General features: G+C 63.2%; 21 protein-coding genes. 17 read left to right on the top strand and 4 right to left on the bottom strand.

Annotated elements, in window-relative coordinates; translation table 11 throughout:
• Positions 1-133: 133 nt before the first annotated feature.
• Positions 134-1,162: a CapA family protein gene (locus FJ959_RS21545; protein WP_140631863.1), complete on the bottom strand. Its 1,029-nt coding sequence runs from the start codon at positions 1,160-1,162 to the stop codon at positions 134-136.
• 142 nt (positions 1,163-1,304) lie between these two features.
• On the opposite strand from FJ959_RS21545, the gene FJ959_RS21540 reads away from it, so the two are divergent.
• From FJ959_RS21540 to FJ959_RS21500, 9 genes are all read left to right on the top strand, one after another.
• The gene (locus FJ959_RS21540; protein ID WP_140631861.1) at positions 1,305-2,558 is read left to right on the top strand and encodes a hypothetical protein; all 1,254 of its coding nucleotides are present in this window, start codon (positions 1,305-1,307) and stop codon (positions 2,556-2,558) included.
• Between the two features lie 618 nt (positions 2,559-3,176).
• Positions 3,177-4,835 (top strand): DUF2778 domain-containing protein, encoded by a 1,659-nt coding sequence (locus FJ959_RS21535; RefSeq protein WP_140631858.1) that lies wholly within the window; start codon positions 3,177-3,179, stop codon positions 4,833-4,835.
• Between the two features lie 127 nt (positions 4,836-4,962).
• Positions 4,963-8,124, top strand: coding sequence for an excinuclease ABC subunit UvrB (gene uvrB, locus FJ959_RS21530; protein WP_140631855.1), 3,162 nt, complete (start codon positions 4,963-4,965; stop codon positions 8,122-8,124).
• Between the two features lie 415 nt (positions 8,125-8,539).
• The gene (locus FJ959_RS21525; RefSeq protein WP_140631852.1) at positions 8,540-10,066 is read left to right on the top strand and encodes an ABC-F family ATP-binding cassette domain-containing protein; all 1,527 of its coding nucleotides are present in this window, start codon (positions 8,540-8,542) and stop codon (positions 10,064-10,066) included.
• A gap of 64 nt (positions 10,067-10,130) precedes the next feature.
• Positions 10,131-10,409, top strand: a complete 279-nt coding sequence (locus FJ959_RS21520) for a type II toxin-antitoxin system RelE/ParE family toxin (RefSeq protein WP_140567047.1) — start codon at positions 10,131-10,133, stop codon at positions 10,407-10,409.
• Positions 10,410-10,436: 27 nt separating this feature from the next.
• Positions 10,437-10,745 carry a HigA family addiction module antitoxin gene (locus tag FJ959_RS21515; protein WP_140516860.1) on the top strand — a complete coding sequence of 103 codons (309 nt, stop codon included), beginning with the start codon at positions 10,437-10,439 and terminating at the stop codon, positions 10,743-10,745.
• A 127-nt stretch (positions 10,746-10,872) separates the two neighbouring features.
• Positions 10,873-11,055 (top strand): hypothetical protein, encoded by a 183-nt coding sequence (locus FJ959_RS21510; protein WP_140495993.1) that lies wholly within the window; start codon positions 10,873-10,875, stop codon positions 11,053-11,055.
• A 153-nt stretch (positions 11,056-11,208) separates the two neighbouring features.
• Complete coding sequence (locus tag FJ959_RS21505) at positions 11,209-11,634, top strand: glyoxalase/bleomycin resistance/extradiol dioxygenase family protein (protein ID WP_140495994.1); 426 nt, start codon at positions 11,209-11,211, stop codon at positions 11,632-11,634.
• 113 nt (positions 11,635-11,747) lie between these two features.
• Positions 11,748-12,101, top strand: coding sequence for a DUF1428 domain-containing protein (locus FJ959_RS21500; RefSeq protein WP_140495995.1), 354 nt, complete (start codon positions 11,748-11,750; stop codon positions 12,099-12,101).
• A 51-nt stretch (positions 12,102-12,152) separates the two neighbouring features.
• On the opposite strand, the gene FJ959_RS21495 is transcribed toward FJ959_RS21500, so the two are convergent.
• Both FJ959_RS21495 and FJ959_RS21490 read right to left on the bottom strand, forming a co-directional pair.
• Complete coding sequence (locus tag FJ959_RS21495) at positions 12,153-13,787, bottom strand: tetratricopeptide repeat-containing sulfotransferase family protein (protein ID WP_140631849.1); 1,635 nt, start codon at positions 13,785-13,787, stop codon at positions 12,153-12,155.
• A 187-nt stretch (positions 13,788-13,974) separates the two neighbouring features.
• The gene (locus FJ959_RS21490) at positions 13,975-14,199 is read right to left on the bottom strand and encodes a hypothetical protein (protein ID WP_140495997.1); all 225 of its coding nucleotides are present in this window, start codon (positions 14,197-14,199) and stop codon (positions 13,975-13,977) included.
• Between the two features lie 323 nt (positions 14,200-14,522).
• Here FJ959_RS21490 and FJ959_RS21485 point away from each other — a divergent pair, with 323 nt between their 5' ends.
• From FJ959_RS21485 to FJ959_RS21470, 5 genes are all read left to right on the top strand, one after another.
• Complete coding sequence (locus FJ959_RS21485) at positions 14,523-14,729, top strand: cold-shock protein (RefSeq protein WP_140495998.1); 207 nt, start codon at positions 14,523-14,525, stop codon at positions 14,727-14,729.
• A gap of 168 nt (positions 14,730-14,897) precedes the next feature.
• The gene (locus FJ959_RS21480; RefSeq protein ID WP_140516870.1) at positions 14,898-15,167 is read left to right on the top strand and encodes a hypothetical protein; all 270 of its coding nucleotides are present in this window, start codon (positions 14,898-14,900) and stop codon (positions 15,165-15,167) included.
• Complete coding sequence (locus FJ959_RS21475; protein WP_140496000.1) at positions 15,164-15,445, top strand: hypothetical protein; 282 nt, start codon at positions 15,164-15,166, stop codon at positions 15,443-15,445. The genes FJ959_RS21480 and FJ959_RS21475 overlap by 4 nt, the downstream gene beginning before the upstream one ends.
• A 42-nt stretch (positions 15,446-15,487) precedes the next feature.
• Positions 15,488-15,625, top strand: a complete 138-nt coding sequence (locus FJ959_RS31885; protein ID WP_181165218.1) for a hypothetical protein — start codon at positions 15,488-15,490, stop codon at positions 15,623-15,625.
• 89 nt (positions 15,626-15,714) lie between these two features.
• Complete coding sequence (locus FJ959_RS21470; protein ID WP_140496001.1) at positions 15,715-15,939, top strand: hypothetical protein; 225 nt, start codon at positions 15,715-15,717, stop codon at positions 15,937-15,939.
• Between the two features lie 78 nt (positions 15,940-16,017).
• On the opposite strand, the gene FJ959_RS21465 is transcribed toward FJ959_RS21470, so the two are convergent.
• Entirely contained in the window at positions 16,018-16,422 is a 405-nt protein-coding gene (locus FJ959_RS21465; protein WP_140631846.1) for a Kazal-type serine protease inhibitor, read from the bottom strand.
• Between the two features lie 581 nt (positions 16,423-17,003).
• On the opposite strand from FJ959_RS21465, the gene FJ959_RS21460 reads away from it, so the two are divergent.
• From FJ959_RS21460 to FJ959_RS21450, 3 genes are all read left to right on the top strand, one after another.
• Positions 17,004-17,216 (top strand): cold-shock protein, encoded by a 213-nt coding sequence (locus FJ959_RS21460; protein WP_006202520.1) that lies wholly within the window; start codon positions 17,004-17,006, stop codon positions 17,214-17,216.
• Between the two features lie 322 nt (positions 17,217-17,538).
• Positions 17,539-17,751 (top strand): cold-shock protein, encoded by a 213-nt coding sequence (locus FJ959_RS21455; RefSeq protein ID WP_006202521.1) that lies wholly within the window; start codon positions 17,539-17,541, stop codon positions 17,749-17,751.
• A gap of 190 nt (positions 17,752-17,941) precedes the next feature.
• Complete coding sequence (locus FJ959_RS21450; RefSeq protein WP_140631844.1) at positions 17,942-18,364, top strand: BA14K family protein; 423 nt, start codon at positions 17,942-17,944, stop codon at positions 18,362-18,364.
• Positions 18,365-18,376 lie beyond the last annotated feature (12 nt).

The following is an 18,376-nucleotide window of genomic DNA, read 5'->3' as shown; positions in this document are numbered from 1 at the left end:
ATAGCCGGTTTTGTCTGAAGTATCGACTGTGGCGCCTCTTCAACAGATGCTTGCGCCGCCCCTCATTTCGCCAATCATCAGCGCTTGGAAAAGCGCCGACATGGCGATTTTGGCCAATGTCCACCACCTGTGGTTACGGAAAGACCGCGCTCAACCGCCTCTCCACCTTGTCACGCATGCGGCCCTCCAATCCCTCCACCGGCGCCAGCCGCTCATGATCCCCGGCGCGCAGCCGCACAAACGGATGCATTCGGTAGGAAACGACAGACCCCCGCGTTTCCGCATCGGCGCTGATATCGGCGACAAGGATCCCGCCAATGCGTCCCGGCCAAGGCTGGCGGACAAGGGCGGTTCCGAGGAAATCGCCAAGTCCATAGGCGACGATCGTATTGCCGATCCGCTCCACCGGCTGCACGACATGGGCGTGGTGGCCGACGATCAGCCCGACGCCCTGCCCTGCCAGGCGCCTCGCCAGTCTCCGCGTTTCGGCGCGCGGAAAGTGGCGGAACTCCCAATCCCAATGCGGCACGGCGCAGAGGAGATCGAACCCGTCACCTCGTCGGCGGGCAATATCGCTTTCCATCGAAACGCGGCCGGCGAACAGGTCCTCGCCCGCATTGCGCCACAACGTGAAGGCGGCGAACCCGACAGTCAGCGGTCCGACTTCGACAGGCTGTACCGGGCCGTTGCCGGCGAGGCCAATAGTGCCGATACCGAGCCGCTTCAGCGCCGCCACGGTCTCATCGAAACCGGCGACGCCCTGGTCGAGCACATGGTTGTTGGCCAGCGACAGCACCAGTCTTTCACGCGAGATGCCGACTGCCGCCAACGCGTCGCCGAGAAAGCGCTCGCTCATCGCGTGATGGGTGCCGAGCCTGGTGCCGAGCACGGCGCTTGGCTTGTCCACGATCGGGCTTTCGCAATTGCCGATCACCAGGTCGGCCGCGCCAAGCAGCGTTTTGATCACCGGATCACAGTCGGGCGCGCTGCGGTTGGCCACCGCCGAAATGTCACCGACGAAGGCGAGCCGCACCGTCTGCCTCGGTGCCGGATCCATGATTGTCCCGGCCATCGCCGCGAAGCCCTGTGCGTCGCCGGCCAGCGACGGTTTCAGGAATCGCGGCAGCCACGACAGTTTGTAGGAGAGCGGATAGTTCGACACGCGATGTCCAATCGTTTGCCCTGTGTAGACCGTCCGCCGGGCGCGTTGAAGCCAGCCAATGACAATCATGCGTCAGGGCCGGCAGACGCGGCATTGCAAATGCGTGTATGATTGCCGGCACGACGCGCATGGGAGGGGGAAAATGACACCACTGGCAAGTCTGCTGGCATTGGCACTTGCTCTGGTTCTGCCGATGTCTTCGGCGCAGGCCGCCATGCCCGAAACCGCGGCCGCTCTGTTCGAGGCCAAAACCGTGGTCGCGCGCGACACGGCGCTCTCGACGCTGGAGGCAGCCGCATCCACCGACCCGGCATCCGCCTATGCCGCCGGCGCCGGCGAATTCTTCACCGCGCTGGAATTGCTGGCCAGCGGTCTGCACCGCCACGGCTTCGAGAGCCCGCGATCCTTCATGCTGCCGCTGATGCGGCTGCCTGTGCCGGAAAACCCGAACCCCGAACCGCTGACCTACGAACAGTTCCGCGCCATATTGGTCGCCTTCCGCAACCGGCTCGAGAAATCCGCAGCCACGCTGGGCTCGGTGCCTGCCGATGCCGATATCGGCATTGTCATCGACCTCACCCAGGTCGGCATCGACCTCGACGAGGACGGCACGATCGCGCCGGACGAAAGCATTGCCGCCATAATGGCCTCGCTGTCGCGCGGCGTGGCGCCCGACGATGCCGCGCCTGCGCTCACCTTCCGCTTCGACCGCGCCGACGGTTATTGGCTGCAGGGCTATGCCGAGTTCCTGATGGCGCAGGCCGATTTCTGGCTGGCGCATGATTTCAGGAGCACGTTCGACGGTTCCTTCCACATGCTCTTCCCGCGCGCAAAACTGCCGTTGCAGGACATCCTCGTTCCGCCGGCTGGCGACATGGGCAGCAGCATCTTCTCCTCGGAATGGCGCATCGCCGATTTCATCTCGCTGGTGCATCTTGTCAACTGGCCGGTGGTCGAGCCCGAGCGGCGGCAGGCGGCGCGCCGTCACCTGCTGGAGATGATCCGGCTGTCGCGCGAGGACTGGAAGGCGATCCGCGCCGAGACCGACAATGACCGCGAATGGCTGCCGGGACCGCAACAGAAGGGCGAAAACCCGCTCACCGGCCTCGAAGTCGGAGAGCAGCAGGTCGCGGCCTGGCTCGCCACCTTGACCATGGCCGAGGACCTGCTCGAAGGCCGCGTGCTGCTGCCGCATTTCCGCATCACCGGCAAGGGCATCAACATGAAGCGCTTCTTCGACGAGCCGAAACCCTTCGACCTGGTGCTGTCGATCACCGGCCCGGCCATCGCGCCCTATCTCGAAAGCGGCAGGATCCTGACCAGCGACGATTTCGACCAGATCCAGAGCGAGTTCGGCGGCGGTGGCTTCCTGACGTTTGCGCTGTGGTTCAACTGAGGGCCCAAGAGGGCTGCGTTCCTGGGCGGTCAGCGCCAGCCCCCCACCCGGACCTGCGGTCCAACCTCCCCACAAGGGGGAGGTAGAAGCTCCATTGCAAACCCTAGAAAATCGCGCCTTGGTACAGCACCGCTTCCGCCTCCTCCGGCGCGAACCGCCGCGCCAACACGGTGGCCGATCAATGGTCGCCGCGAAACCGCGGTACGGGTCGGTTATCTGCTGCGGGCGGATAGCAGTTTTGGGGCGACGCACTGGGCCTTCTCGGGAGTACGGAATGACACGCGCCACCGTCGCGGCCCCGCTGAAACGGCCATTCGCTTCAATTAGCAAGAGCTGTTTTGCTTGACTCGGCCGTTAAAAGCAGGCAGCAAAATACTCTTGGAAGGGCTGCAATACCGCGTTCATGGTCGTGGACGAGCCTTTTTTGGCACAAAGTCCACGTCTCTCGGTTGGTTTTGAGAGGGATTGGTTAACCAACTTTGTCCATATTTTGAAGCAATCGGCAACCAAAGACAGGCGCGGCAAACGCGTCGGGGACCACCTGGGATCACTCACAGAATGGTCGTCGCGGCTATCACAGCCGCGGACGTGGGAGCCGATTGGAGCAAGATTGGTTGAATGGCGTTCTTGAGTAAGAAAATTGTCGGGGACAGGCGTTGGGACGGCGAAGCTGCCGGCAACGCGTCACGTGCCTCATCCTTCAACTCTAAGCGGATCGTCCGCTGGGTCGCGGTGCCCGGCGTCAGCGCTGCCGTTGGCCTGTGGCTGGTCGGGACAATGGCTGGTCTGAGCTCCGTCGGCGCTTCGCTGTCGTCGACGTCGAGCGTCCTGCCGCAGAGGCTGGCCATGCCGGGCTCGCTCGCTCTTGCCGATCCGCTGAAACAGCATTTCCTGATGCCCGCTGCGCCATTCGCACTGGCCAACGCCGATGGCGGCACGCAGGCGCTGCAGAACCACGCCGTGCAATGCGGCTCCGGATGCTTCAGGCTGGCCGCGCTCGCTCCTCGGGCGGAAAAGTCGGCGCGCCTCGTGGCCGCGTCCACGGCACACCCTGTCCCGGTCGCCAAGACGACCTCGCAGGAGCGCTTCGAGCGCATGGAAGCATCTCTCTCGCCAAGCAAGCTCGCCGCCGCCTTCGCCAACGCGGCCAAGCCCGTGGCCACGGCCGGCGCACCCGCCCGTCCTATCATCTCAACCTCCGCTCCACAGGTCGCCGAGGCATCGCTGGTGCCGGGCGCCAAGCTCGTCGCCAGCCTGTCTGAAGACTTGCCGGCACCCGCGGCGGAGCGCTTCGCCCGGATCGACACCGGCTCGGTGGTTGTCCAGACAGCGCCGCAGCCGATGCATTTTGCCCAGCCGGATGCCGGCACGCCGGACAATTCGCAACTGGCCCTCGCGCTTGCCCGCTCGCTGCCTGTCGAGGACGAGGCATTCGCCTCGCCATTGCCGATGACGGACTCTTCGGCCGATGTCGCGGTTTCGCCTGTCGAAACCCAGCAGGAACAGCCGGGCGATGCCGCGGCCTTGCCCGACGCGCTCACCGATGACGTGCCGCTGCCGACCCGTCGGCCGCAATTCGACGCGCCGGAGCCGTTGAAGTCCGTGGAGCAGGAAAAGCCGACTCAACAGCCCAAGGTCGTGCAGCAGAAGCCGGCACCTCAGACAAAGCCGGTCCAGCAAGCCCAGCCGGCAAAGCCGATCCAGCAAGCCCAGCCGGCAAAGCCGGCCCGGCAGGGCCGGCCGGCGGATGGCGGCGACGCGTTGGCCTATGCAAAGCCAGACACGCCTTCGGGCGGCCTCGGCCAGGCGTTCAGGAACCTGTTCAACGCGCCGGGCGGCTCCAGGAGCGGAGCCGGCAGCGGTGTCGCCATCTATGACATCAGCGCCAAGACCGTCTACATGCCCGACGGTTCGAGGCTCGAAGCGCATTCGGGCATCGGCGCCATGGCGGACCAGCCGCGCTATGCCGATCAGAAGAACCGCGGACCGACACCGCCCAACACCTACAATCTGTCCTTGCGCGAGTCGCGCTTTCATGGTGTCGAGGCTTTGCGTCTGACACCCGTCGATGGCCGCAATAAATACAACCGCGACGGGCTGCTGGCCCACACCTACCTGCTTCGGGGCCGCTACGCACAGTCCAGTGGATGCGTCGCCTTCAAGGACTATGCGCGCTTCCTCGCCGCCTTCAAGAAGGGCAAAATCAAGCGCCTCGTCGTGGTGCCGCGCCTGAACGGATCGCCGACACGCGTGGCGGACAACGCACGCGGCGCCTGACCGCAATAGGCAGGCATCACCGGCACTTGCCTCCTCCTGACAGCCTTCTGTCAGGAGCGGCATCTGGTGGTGCGCCTCGGCTGATCGCGCTCTTTCCATTTTCGCCGAGACCTCCCATATTCCGGACATGGCCAAATCCACCGAAAAGAGAACGCCGCCGACGGCGAATGACGACCGCGCCGCGCCCAAGCGGCGCAGCCCGCTGACCGATTTCCTCGACGCCTCGGAACCGCTGCACAAAGGCGGCTTCGCCGAGATGCCGCAGCCCGAACTGTCGGGCACGCCGCTCACCGGTTCGGTCGCGGACTGGGCCGAGCAGATCGAGCAGGAAGCCGAACGCGAAGGGCGCCAGGCCGGCAAGGACGGCGGCAAGTCGCCGAAGCCATCGAAGAAGATCCCCGAGCGCTCCGCGGCGCCCGGGCGCACGGCGCGTGGCACCTCGATGGGCGGCGCGGCGACAGCCCGCGAGCGCGCGGCGGCCGGCCTCAATCCCGTCGCCGGCCTCGACGTCTCGCTCGAGGAAGCCGAGACGATGACGTCGAGCGGCGTCACCGCGACGGTGGCGGCTCTCTCGGCATTGATTGAATCCGGCAATCCGCTGCACAAGGACGGCGTGCTGTGGACGCCGCACCGGCCTGCCCGGCCGGAAAAGTCCGAAGGCGGGATCACCATCAAGATGGTGTCGGATTTCGAGCCGGCCGGCGACCAGCCGACCGCCATCAAGGACCTTGTCGAGGGCGTCCAAAACAACGACCGCACGCAGGTGCTGCTGGGCGTCACCGGCTCGGGCAAGACCTTCACCATGGCCAAGGTGATCGAGGAGACGCAGCGTCCCGCCTTGATCCTGGCGCCGAACAAGACGCTGGCGGCGCAGCTTTATTCCGAGTTCAAGAAATTCTTCCCCGACAATGCGGTGGAGTATTTCGTCTCCTACTACGACTATTACCAGCCGGAAGCCTACGTTCCGCGCACCGACACCTTCATCGAGAAGGAATCCTCCATCAACGAGCAGATCGACCGCATGCGCCACTCGGCGACGCGCTCGCTGCTCGAACGCGACGACGTCATCATTGTCGCTTCGGTCTCCTGCATCTACGGTATCGGCTCGGTCGAGACCTATACCGCCATGACCTTCCAGATGCAGATCGGCGACCGGCTCGACCAGCGCGCTCTGCTCGCCGACCTCGTCGCCCAGCAATACAAGCGCCAGGACATCAATTTCGTGCGCGGCTCCTTCCGCGTGCGCGGCGACACGATCGAGATCTTCCCGGCCCACCTTGAGGATCGCGCCTGGCGCATCTCCATGTTCGGCGACGAAATCGAGGCGATCACCGAATTCGACCCGCTGACCGGCCAGAAGACGGGCGAGCTGAAAAGCGTCAAGATCTACGCCAATTCGCATTATGTGACGCCGCGCCCGACGCTGAACCAGGCCATCAAGTCGATTAAGGAAGAGCTCAAGCACCGTCTGGTCGAGCTCGAGCGCGCCGGCCGCCTGCTGGAGGCGCAGCGTCTGGAACAGCGCACCCGCTTCGATCTGGAAATGCTGGAAGCCACCGGCTCCTGCGCCGGCATCGAGAACTATTCGCGCTATCTCACCGGACGCCAGCCGGGCGATCCGCCGCCGACACTGTTCGAATATATCCCCGACAATGCTCTGGTCTTCATCGACGAAAGCCACGTCACCGTGCCGCAGATCGGCGGCATGTATCGCGGCGACTTCAGGCGCAAGGCGACGCTTGCCGAATACGGCTTCCGCCTGCCTTCCTGCATGGACAACCGGCCGCTGCGCTTCGAGGAATGGGACGCCATGCGCCCGCTCTCGGTCGCTGTCTCGGCAACGCCCGGCGGCTGGGAGATGGAGCAGTCCGGCGGCGTATTCGCCGAGCAGGTCATCCGACCGACCGGCCTCATCGACCCGCCGGTCGAGGTGCGCCCGGCCAAGACCCAGGTCGACGACGTCGTCGGGGAGATCCGCGAGACGACCAAGGCCGGCTACCGCACGCTGGTCACCGTGCTGACCAAGCGCATGGCCGAGGACCTGACCGAATATCTGCACGAGCAAGGCGTGCGTGTGCGCTACATGCACTCCGATATCGACACGCTGGAGCGTATCGAAATCCTGCGCGATTTGCGCCTCGGCGCCTTCGACGTGCTGGTCGGCATCAACCTTTTGCGCGAAGGCCTCGACATTCCCGAATGTGGCTTTGTCGCCATACTCGACGCCGACAAGGAAGGTTTTTTGCGCTCGGAGACGTCGCTGATCCAGACCATCGGCCGCGCCGCCCGCAATGTCGACGGCAAGGTCATTCTCTATGCCGACCAGGTCACCGGCTCGATGGAGCGGGCGATGGCCGAGACCAACCGCCGCCGCGAAAAGCAGATGGAATGGAATGCCGCCAACGGCATCACGCCGGAATCGGTCAAGTCGCGCATCTCGGACATTCTGGATTCGGTCTACGAGAAGGACCATGTCCGCGCCGATATCTCGCAGTTCACCGACAGCGCCGGCGCCATGATGGGCAACAACCTCAAGGCCCATCTGGACGCGCTGGAGAAGCAGATGCGCGACGCCGCCGCCAACCTCGATTTCGAGAAGGCGGCCCGCATTCGCGACGAGATCAAGCGGCTGCGTGAGATGGAGATGTCGATCTCCGACGATCCGCTGGCCAAATACGCCGATATGGAAAGCCCGGTCTCGGGCCGCGAAAAAGGCAAGCACAACAAGGGCGTGGCCAGGCATCGTACATCGGAGGAACAGGAGCGGTTCCGCAAGCTCGACGAAGCACGCGCCGCCGAAGAGGCAGCCAAGGCTGCCCGGCCCAATCTCTTCCGCAAGCCTGATCTCGACGAGATGGGCGCCGATGGCGCGGTGCCGGTGAAGAAGCCCCTGTTCGCCAAACCGTCGATCGACGACATGGGCCCAGGCACCGACATGCCGACGCCGGCCGGTGCCGTGTCGCGCTCGCTGTTCAAGAAACAGTCGGCGTCCGAAGCACACGGCTCGGATTTCGGCATCCCCGGCGAGCCGACCAAACCACTGTTCAAGAAAAACTCTCTCGACGAGATGACCGTGCGTCGCACCGAGAAACCGGTCGAGGGAAAAGTGCCGGCGAAGCCACAGCCGATCTCCCCCGTTGTTGGGGCCGGCAGGACAGACGGGGGCGCGAAGGAACGCGAGGACAAACCAATCGTGCGCCAACGCGCCGGCATTGGTTCTTACGAAGCCCCCGGCGACGCCCGCCGCGAAAAGCGCCGGCCCGCAAAGACAGGAAGGCCCGGAAAGTAGTTCGTTCGAAATGCCGGCTGGACAGCGCCCCCTCTGTCCTGCCCGTCCTCCACAGCAGCTGCGCTGCAGCTGCGGAGGGTGGACCGGACATTTCCCCACGAGTGGGGAGATTGGCAGCTTCAGCGCCTCGCTCGACGCTACCCTCCTCTTGCCCAGCGCATGACCTTTGGTGTACTCAGTCCCCACACCCAAACGTCTTGAAAGGAGGGCTGCGTGTTTATCGATCACCATCGTCAGCGTGGCCCGATTTCCGCCCTGCGAGCTTGCTTGCAGGGCTGACCAGGGACGGTCCGGGTTTTTCCCGCTTCGATTTTTTGGTCTGCCCTTCGTGGTGCGCATTGCCGAGCCTGATGGCCGCTTGCGCACTGACAAAGTGCATTGAGCCGGACTTTCCGGATAGACCAGAGAAATCGACATGGCCCTGATCAGCCTCAAATCCCTCGGCGTCACGATGAGTGCGCCGCTCTTTTCCAATCTCGACCTCACCATCGGCAGCGGCGATCGGCTCGGCATCGTTGCCGCCAACGGTCGCGGCAAGTCGACCTTGCTCAAATGCCTGGCCGGCGAGATGGAGCCGACCTCCGGCGACATTAGCCGCACGCGCGGCTTGCGCGTCGGCCATGTCGAGCAGTCCGTTTCCCCTGCCCTGCTTGGCCGCAGCTTTCATCAGGTGGTGGCTGACGCTTTGCCGCCCGAGCAAGCCGAAAGCGAACTATGGCGTGTCAATGTGGTGCTGGATTCGCTCGACGTTCCTGAGGCGATGCGCGAGCGAGAGATGCAGGCGCTGAGCGGCGGCTGGCAGAGGCTGGCACTGATCGCGCGTGTCTGGGTCACCGATCCCGACATGCTGCTGCTCGACGAACCGACTAACCATCTCGACCTTGCCCGCATCAGCCAGCTCGAAACTTGGCTGAACGCGCTACCGCGAGAGGTGCCGGTGGTGATCGCCAGCCACGACCGCGCCTTTCTCGACGCCGCCACCAACCGCACGTTGTTCCTGCGCCCGGACCAGTCGCCGGTGTTTTCCCTTCCCTACTCCCGCGCCCGGCAGGCCCTCGATGAGGTCGATGCCTCGACCGAGCGAAAATTCCAGCGCGACATGAAGGTGGCGCAGCAATTGCGACGCCAGGCCGCCAAGCTCAACAATATCGGCATCAATTCGGGCAGCGACCTTCTCACGGTCAAGACCAAGCAGCTCAAGCAGCGCGCGGAGCGACTTGAGGACGCGGCGGCCCCGGCGCATCACGAGAAATCGGCGGGGGCGATCCGGCTGGCCAATCGCGGCACGCACGCCAAGGTGCTGATCACGCTCGACGACGCGGCGGTGGAAACGCCCGACGGCACGCTCTTGTTCAGGACCGGCAAGCGCCACATCTGCCAGGGCGACCGCATCGTGCTGCTTGGCCGCAACGGCGTTGGCAAGTCGCGCTTCGTCACGCTGATCCGCAACGCCATTATCGAACCCGACACGGTTCAGAACGTGAAGGTGACGCCGTCGACGGTGCTCGGCTACAGCGACCAGGCCCTGTCCGGCATCGGCGGCGACGATACGCCACTGGCGATGGTGTCGCGCCGTTACGATGTCGGCGAACAGCGCGCCCGCTCTCTGCTTGCCGGCGCCGGCGTCGGCATCGAGATGCAGGAGCGCAGGATCAGTGTGCTGTCCGGCGGCCAGAAGGCGCGGCTGATGATGCTTGCGCTGAGGCTCGCCAATCCGAATTTTTATCTGCTCGACGAGCCGACCAACCATCTCGACATCGACGGCCAGGAAGCGCTGGAGGAGGAATTGCTCAAGCACCAGGCAAGCTGCGTGCTCGCCTCGCACGATCGCTCCTTCATCCGTGCCATCGGCAACCGCTTCTGGCTGATCGAGAGGCGGCGGCTGACCGAAGTCGACGATCCCGAGGAGTTCTTCCGCTCCGTGGCTGAAGGGGCGGGATAGATCGGATTGTAAATTATTCGCTTACAGGTCCTTGAATCTTGTAAGCGATCTGTTTACATACCTCATGATCAAGTCTTTCAGGAACAAGGCCCTGTCAGAGCTCTTTCAAACCGGGAAAACCGGCAAGATCGACGCCAAGATGCACAAGCGCGTTCTTGTCCGGCTTGACCGCCTGGAAGCTTCAGAAAAGCCGGAGGAGATGAACCTTCCTGGCTTTGCCTTCCATGCGCTGAGAGGCTTCGATCCCATCCGTTACACGGTCCACGTCAACGTCCCGTGGTGCATCACGTTTGAATTCGACGGCAAAGACGCCGCCCGCGTCGATTTCGAGCAATACCACTGAGGCGGCCAGATTGGAGAAGTTCGACCTATGAGCGTGCACGAGCCGACGCGTCCTATCGAGCGCTGTCCCTCCCACCCGGGAGCGCTGCTTGAGGACATTATCCCGGCAACTGGAAAGACCAAGGTGGAAATTGCAAAGCTGCTCGGCATCTCCCGGCAGCAGCTCTATGACATCATCCGCGAAAAGAAGCCGGTTTCACCGGCTGTAGCCGCCCGCCTTGGGAAGCTGTTCGGCGACGGGGCCGCGATCTGGCTTCGCATGCAGGCAGCTTTCGATGCCTGGCATGCCGAACGTGAGGTGGATGTTTCGGCTATTCCGACGCTCAAGGTCGCGTAGGCGGTGGCGCTCGAATGAGAAATTAAACGCTGCGAGAAAAATCGACGACCTGTCGGATCGCCTGAACCTGCCTCGTCCTTGGGATGCCGACACGATGATGCCGGCGCCAACCCAGGGAGAATGCATCATGTCCGTCCTTTCCTCCATCGGCCGCATCGCAACCCGATATGCGGCGGCGCGTGCCCGCCATCGCAGCGAGCGCATCCTGCTTTCGCTGCCCGTCGAACTGCGCAAGGACATCGGCTTTCCGGAACTCTTCGACGCGCAGAACAGCCGCCGCTCAGCCGCCGTCCCGGCCAGGGTCATATGAACGGCCGAGCCATGCGTCTATTGCTGGAGTTCGCCGGTCGCCCGGCCAGTCCGGGCCCGGCCCACGAGAAAAATTTCAAGCCCATGTAGGACCGCCGTCACCTCACGCGTCCTATGTCCGCAAGGCCAAATCAAACGTGAAGAGGAACACGCAATGACCGACCAGACCCCTGTTCAGCCCAAGGCGAAAGTGCTCGGCGGATTGACCCCCTATCTGCAGGTGGACGGCGCCTTCAAGGCTGCCGAATTCTACCAGAAGGCGTTCGGCGCCGAACAGGTCTTTGCCTACCCCGCGGACGAAAAAGGCCGCACGATGCATGTCCACCTCCACATCAACGGCTCGACGCTGATGTTGGGCGACGCCTATCCCGAGCACGGCCACCCGCACCAGGCGCCGCAGGGCTATACGCTCCAGCTTCATCTCGGCAGCGACGAGATCGACGGCTGGTGGCAGCGCGCGGTCGACGCCGGCTGCGAGATCGTGACGCCGCTGCAGGTGATGTTCTGGGGTGACCGCTGGGGCCAGGTGAAGGACCCTTTCGGAGTCGCATGGGCGATGAACGCTCCAGTGGAGCAATAACCGTCGCAATTCGATAGCGGGCGTCAGCACTCTCGGCGAGAAGTGCGCGCCCACCTGCCCCGGGTCGCATCCCTGCCGGCCCGGCGCCGGATGCAGCAAACAAGGAGATTGCCATGTCCTATGTCGACGGTTTCGTGCTTGCCGTGCCAAAGGCAAAACTCGACGATTACAAGAAGCTGGCCAACACCGCCGGCGCCGTCTGGAAGGAACACGGCGCGCTCGCCTATGTCGAGTGCGTCGGCGACGATGTGCCTTATGGCGAGGTCACGTCGTTTCCACGCGCCGTGCAGGCCAAGGACGACGAAGTCGTCATCTTTTCCTGGATCGTCTACAAATCCAGGCAGGACCGCGACGCGGTCATGGCCAAGGTGATGGCCGATCCACGATTGCAGCCGGATATGTCGACAATGCCGTTCGACGGCAAGCGCATGATCTTCGGCGGATTCCAGACGTTCATGGAATTGTAGGCAACGCAATTGGGCGGAGCGGGAGCGCTCCGCCGGAAATGCCGAGCCGCATTAAGCCAGTCTGTCCAGCAGGGGCTTCAGCCTGTCGCCGTAGCGCTTCCACAGGTCGACCGAGCCTTGATACATCGGCTGGCGCACCTGCGCGGCGGAAGCCGTGCGCACCGGCCGGTCGGTCTGGTGGAACGACAGCACGGCATCGTCCCATGGCAGCCCGAGATAGTCGATCAGCGCCCGGCTCTGGCCTTCCTGGTCGGCGACGAAATCCTCGTAGCGCACATCGTGCACGACGCCAGGCAGCACCTTGTGCCAATGCGCCATGATGTCCGTGTAGAGATTGTGGAAATCGGCGAGTTCGCCCAGATCATAGCCGTAGCGGTGGCTGTCGCCGCGGAAATGCACCTTGTAGATCGAAAGGCAGGTTGCCGCCGCATCGCGGGCGCAATGGATGATCCTGGCCTTTGGCATCATCATGTGGATGAAGCCGACAAGCAGGAAGTTGCCCGGCATCTTGTCGGTGACGTGGCGCATGTGCGGATAGCGGGCATGCAGCATGTCGAGATAGGCGCGTCCCGCCTCGGCAAAATCCGTATCGGGCGCATCCGAAACGCCCCAGGGGAAGCCGCCGGGCATGGTCGCCGGGAACTGCCTGCCGACCGCCGTCTTCAGGATGCCGAGTTCGCCGGCGCCGTAGACCTGCGGATGGCTGGCGATGACCTGCTCGACCAGGGTCGTGCCCGAACGAGGCATGCCGACGACGAAGATCGGCGTATCGTCGGAGATCGCGCTGGGCCTGTGCTTCTGGAAGAAATCCCTGTCGAACACCGTTTTCATAGCCTCGAATTCGGCGCGTGTCCTTTCCGCGTCGTAGTCGATGCCCTTGCGGCGGATGGCATTGCCTTCGGCGAAATAGTCGAAGGCTCTGTTATAATCCTTCAGATCGTCATTGACCTTGCCGAGGCCGAAGGCAAGCTGCATGCGCGCCAGGCTGTCCGGCAGCGCCTTGGCGTGCTGGGCCTCCATCCCGGTCAATTCGGCATCGCGCTCCTTCTGACGCTTGACCTGCGTCAGCATCAGCCAGGCGCGCGCCATGCCGGGATCGGCCGCCAGCGCCTGCCGGAACAGGTCGGCCGCCTCGTCGAGCTCGCCTTTTTCCATCAACCCGACGCCCAGCCCGTGCAGCAGTTCGGCGTCCTTTGGACGGATCGACAGCGCCCCGCGAAAGACGGCCAGCGCCTCGTCCAGGCGCCCCGCTTCCTGCAAGGTTTCGGCAAGCCCGATGCGGGCGCGGAAATGGAAGGGATTGCGCGCGACCGTGCCGCGATAGATCTCCTCGGCGCCCTCGAACTGCCCAAGCTGTTTCAGTGACGAGCCGAGATTGTCGCGCGCCGCGAGCTGGTCCGGCCGCAGCGCCACCGCGCCGCGGAAGAAGTCGGCGGCCGCCGCGACACGGCCGAGATCGCGCATCACCGTGCCGAGGTTGTTGAGGAAATCCGGATTCTTCGGCTGCAAGCGCACCGATTGCTCGAGGAGACCGAGCCCCTCGGCGCTGCGCCCGGTCTGGTGCAGCAAAAGACCGAGAAAATGCGCAGCCGCCGCATGGTTGACCTTGTGCGTCAGCACTTGCCGATAGAGCGCCTCGGCCTCTTGCCGCCGCCCCGCCTGATGCAGTTGCAGCGCCCTCTGCACATGCTGGTCGAGACTCGACGGCGGCTGTCCGCCCGAGCCGGAGTTGGCGCCAGCACCCGCCGCTCGTCTCTGATCTCTGTTAATGGGAAACCTGCCGTGTTTGTCCGCCTGCCGCGATCTAGGCCATTGGCGCGGCGGGTTCAAGGCTTTGCTTGGTTTCTTGCGCTTGCCATCGGCGCGGACAAGATCAAATCAGCCGGTTGGTCTCAGCCGTCTGCCTGGCGCGCCGAACCGTTCCGTCAGTATCGGCGATCGTCCGCCTTTCAGCCTCGTCGCTTCTGATGGTCAGCCGCGCCGACTTGACGATCATAGGTTTGCCGGTACGCCCGATGGCGACGGCATATGCGGTGGCCGGCCTGATAGGCGGGTTGATCGCTGTGGTATTGCCTCTTGAGCTTCTCGCAGAAACCATGGTTTTTGTCCTTTTTGGAGAAATAAAACGCAAATTTCGGGAGCGGACCCCAAAATGATTTTTTGAGAATTTTTGGAAAATATCACCAAACCATAGCAGAGTTTTTCAAATGGACGCAGCGATCTTTTTCCTTTGGCTTACTTATTTTTCCAAATCTTCTTGAAACCCATGCAAAGTCGAGCTACATATATATAAGCGTTTGGGCCAGAATTGGCATTTCGCGGCGTCAGAGGTTCTCGACCCGCCAATCTCACTCCAAATCATCGATATCGGCAGCGCGGCGCATTTGCTCCGCGACCGTTCTCATTCTTCGAAAGATACCCATGAACACCGGAACCGTGAAATTCTACAATGGCCAGAAGGGTTTTGGCTTCATTCAACCAACCGACGGCGGCAAGGACGTTTTCGTCCATGTCAGCGCATTGGAACGCGCGGGCTTTCCTGGCCTCGCCGAAGGCCAGAAGCTGCAATTCGAGTTGGAGCGTGATGCCAAGGGCCGCGAGTCGGCCGCCAATTTGCAACTGATCTGATCCGGCCGAATTCGATGACCGCTGACCACGGATGTACTGGCAGCTCTCGAAAATGGCTTATTTCCAGCGATTGCCGGAAATAGGAAAGCGGGGCTCGTCCCCGCTTTTTTGCTTTGAGGCTCTCCGCCTCGCATGTCGCCACAGGGCTTAAAACATCAAGGCAGGACAATGCCGGACCGCACGACCCATTCCGTCGCACATTTCATGGCTCCTTTCGTACTCGGCGGGCTGGAAGGGCAACTGCCGGCGGGCGACTACGACATCGATCACGACGAAGAGCTGATCGAGGGCATGTCGCGGCTTGCCTGGCGCCGCGTCGCCACCTTCATCCATTTGCCGGCAAGGGCGGTGAAAAACCCGACCACCAGTCAACTCGTCGCCATCGATTACCTGGACCTCGAAACAGCGCTGAAGCGCGACAGGGAGAATGCAGCATGATCCGTTTCCAGCAGAATGCGCGTCCGCGCACCGACACGCCCTCGCATCTCTTCGCCGTCGGCCAGACCGTGCGCATGAAGAGCCGCACAGGGCTCCTCAACAAGACAACGGAACTGTTCGAGATCAAGAGCAGGCTGCCGGTCAAGGACGGCTCCCCGCAGTACCGCATCCGCAGCGAGCAGGAGACCCACGAGCGGGTCACCACGGAAGACAATCTCGAACCAGCCGACAATCCGATTGGTGACAATCCGACTGTTGGCAACAATCCGGCGGTCTGAGACCCCGGCGCCGCCAGACCACCAGCACGAGGAGCAGACAAGATGGCCAAGGGTCAACAGCGCAGCAACCGCGAAACACGAAAGCCCAAGAAGGACAAGGTGGTGGCCAAGCCCGCCTCCCCGTTCGGCTCGTCGGTCAAGCAGGCCGAGAGCGGCCTGAAGCCGAAATCGAAGAGCTGATCGCGGACGACTTCTTCCGCGCCCATCCCTGCCGCAGAATCTCCTGCCGGAGAATCTCCCTGGCGGAACAACGCATCATGGAGGCGTCCTTGAATTTCGTCATCGAGTTTTACCGATCGCGCGAAGCCGAGGAAGCGACGCTCGACAAGGTGTCGCTGGAAGCCCCTACCCTGCGCGCAGCCTGGCAGGGCGCCACCGCGCTCTTCCATACGCTCGCAATGCCGCAAATCCCCGATCGCGTGCGCATCTGCGATGAGCACGGCAGCGAGCTTTACTCCGGGCCGGCCGACGGCGCCTATCCATCCGCGTTGTGACCGTCACACGTCCCCGAAATTTGTTTTAGACGGCATCCGCGTTTTCCCAAGGTGCGGAAAAGACGAACACCCGGCCTTTCAGCAGCGGCCCCCGCCAACGATGCGGTAGTCGGCGGCGCGTGCCTCGCAGGCGTTGGGGAAGGTTCGCAACTCTCCGCCGCGCCGGGCGCAGACCGGCGCGTATTCGCGGGTGCAGAAAGTCTGCTCGCCGCCACCCTCGCCGCCGTCACGGCAGGGACCGTCGCGCACGATGCCATAACCCGCCCGGTCGGCAAGACAGGCATTGGCGAAGGTCTGGCGGTCGTCACCGCGCCTGGCGCAGACGGGCTCGTACTGCTTGGTGCAGAATTGCGGTCCCGGCCGCGGCGGCCGTGGCCGCGGTCCCGGGCCGTCGTCGACGACCACTGTACAGGCGGCAAGAACAGCCGACAGGAACAGGACGACAAAACCCTGTCGCGAGAAGATTGCCGCAAGAAACCTCATGATCGTCTCTCCCTCGATCCTCGCCTCGCTGCGTGCCGCTCCAAGTACGCAGCTGTTCGGGACAATGATATTCACGAAGCAAAGGCTCAAACCAGTCGCGCTGTTGCGATCCTCCGCATTCCATCGCCGATTGCAACCCTCGTTTGCAGCCGGCTGCTAAAAAGAACGTCGCCTGGATTATCCCGGCGCCTCGCACCGCCAGCCGTCGCCGCCGCTGGCCCATGCGTGACGGGGCTGTGGCCGATGACCCCTCAGGCAACGAGGCCTATTTGCGGCGCGTCGATGCTCGGATTGGTCGATTCATGCGTCGGGACGCGCCCATCGGGGGCGGCCCGCGGCGCTATCTTGCAACCTTCACTTTTCCGTGCGATAAATTCCGTGTTCGGGCATTTGCGACCCGGAGAGCGGAACGTTTTGGACGACCTTTCCCCGATACTGTGAATCTCTGACGGCCCCGTTTTTCGGCGGGGGGTTTGACCATGCGCCAATGCATGACTGCCGAAAGCTACCACCGGGAACTGCCCTCGACGCGAGGTGGCGGGCAGGACCATCAAGACTGAACGGGTGAAGGAGTTTCCCCAATGGCCCAGACCGGCACCGTTAAATTCTTCAACGCGACCAAAGGCTTCGGTTTCATCACGCCCGACGGTGGCGCCAAGGACGTATTCGTCCACATTTCCGCGATCGAGGCCTCGGGCCTGCGCACGCTCGTCGACGGCCAGAAGGTCACCTTCGACGTCGAGCCGGATCGGATGGGCAAAGGCCCCAAGGCCGTCAACCTCCGCGCCGCCTGAGCCATCGGCCAGCAGCACGCCCTTCCTAGCCGTGCGACTGAGGCTCCGAAGCTTGAATGACTTCGGAAGAGGCAAACGAATTTTGAAGGCGCGGCGATTTTCGTCGCGCCTTTTTCATGTCGCAGCGCAGCAAAAATGCTGTCGCCCCAAAGTGGATCCGGTGTCGGGTCAACGACATGCATCATAATGAAAACTTAAAGCGCGACGCGCTTTAAGTGCCCGCAAAACTTTCTCTTGCCGATGACGCTAAAATAAAGGACAAATTTCCATTCGGGCATTTGCCGGCCCGAGACTGGAGTTTATGGGATCAAAGGAGCTTCCCATGCCGCAGACCGGCACCGTCAAATTCTTCAACCATGCCAAAGGGTTCGGCTTCATCACACCGGATGATGGCGCGAAGGATGTCTTCGTTCATATTTCGGCCGTGCAGGCGTCGGGTCTTCCCGGTCTTGAGGATGGGCAGAAAGTGACATTCGACACCGAGCCTGACAAGCGCGGCAAGGGTCCCAAGGCCGTCAACCTGTCGATCGGCTGAGCCTGCTCCGGAACGGCGGCTGTTCTGGCAGGACAGCTTCGCTCCCTGGAGCGTTCGATAGTTGATGCCCGTGCCCTCCGGTCAGGCAAAAATTCGTTCAGCCCCCGTTCAGCCACGGTCTCATATTAATCTTTCGTAAAGCCGGACCGCATCCCCGGAATTCTTACGGGCCGGCACGAAGGAGATCGACATGAACCGAATTTTCAAGACAGCCGTGCTGTCCGCCGCAGTGGTTGCCACCACGTTCGCGGCCTTGCCCGCGGCCAATGCGGGCGATTGGCGTCACCGCCGCCATCATGACCATGGCGATGCCGTTGCCGCCGGCGTCCTCGGCCTCGCGGCCGGCGCGCTGATCGGCGGTGCGTTGGCCAACCAGCAGCCGCCGCCCCGCGACTACTACGATGACGGTTACTACGATCGCGATGTGCGGATTCGCCCGGCGCCGGTCCGCCGCTACTATGCCGAACCGCAAGTGGTCTACGCCGACCGCTATGCCGAACCGTGGACGCGCGGCTGGTACGACTATTGCTCCGACCGGTACCGCACCTTCAACGCCCGCACCGGCACCTTCACCGGCAATGACGGCGAGCAGCATTTCTGCACCGCTAACTGATCAAGGGCTTCC

Source organism: Mesorhizobium sp. B2-2-4 (genome assembly GCF_006442375.1).
Lineage (GTDB): Bacteria > Pseudomonadota > Alphaproteobacteria > Rhizobiales > Rhizobiaceae > Mesorhizobium.
Note: the sequence above shows the minus strand (reverse complement) of the source record. Positions and strands in the feature narration are given on the sequence as shown.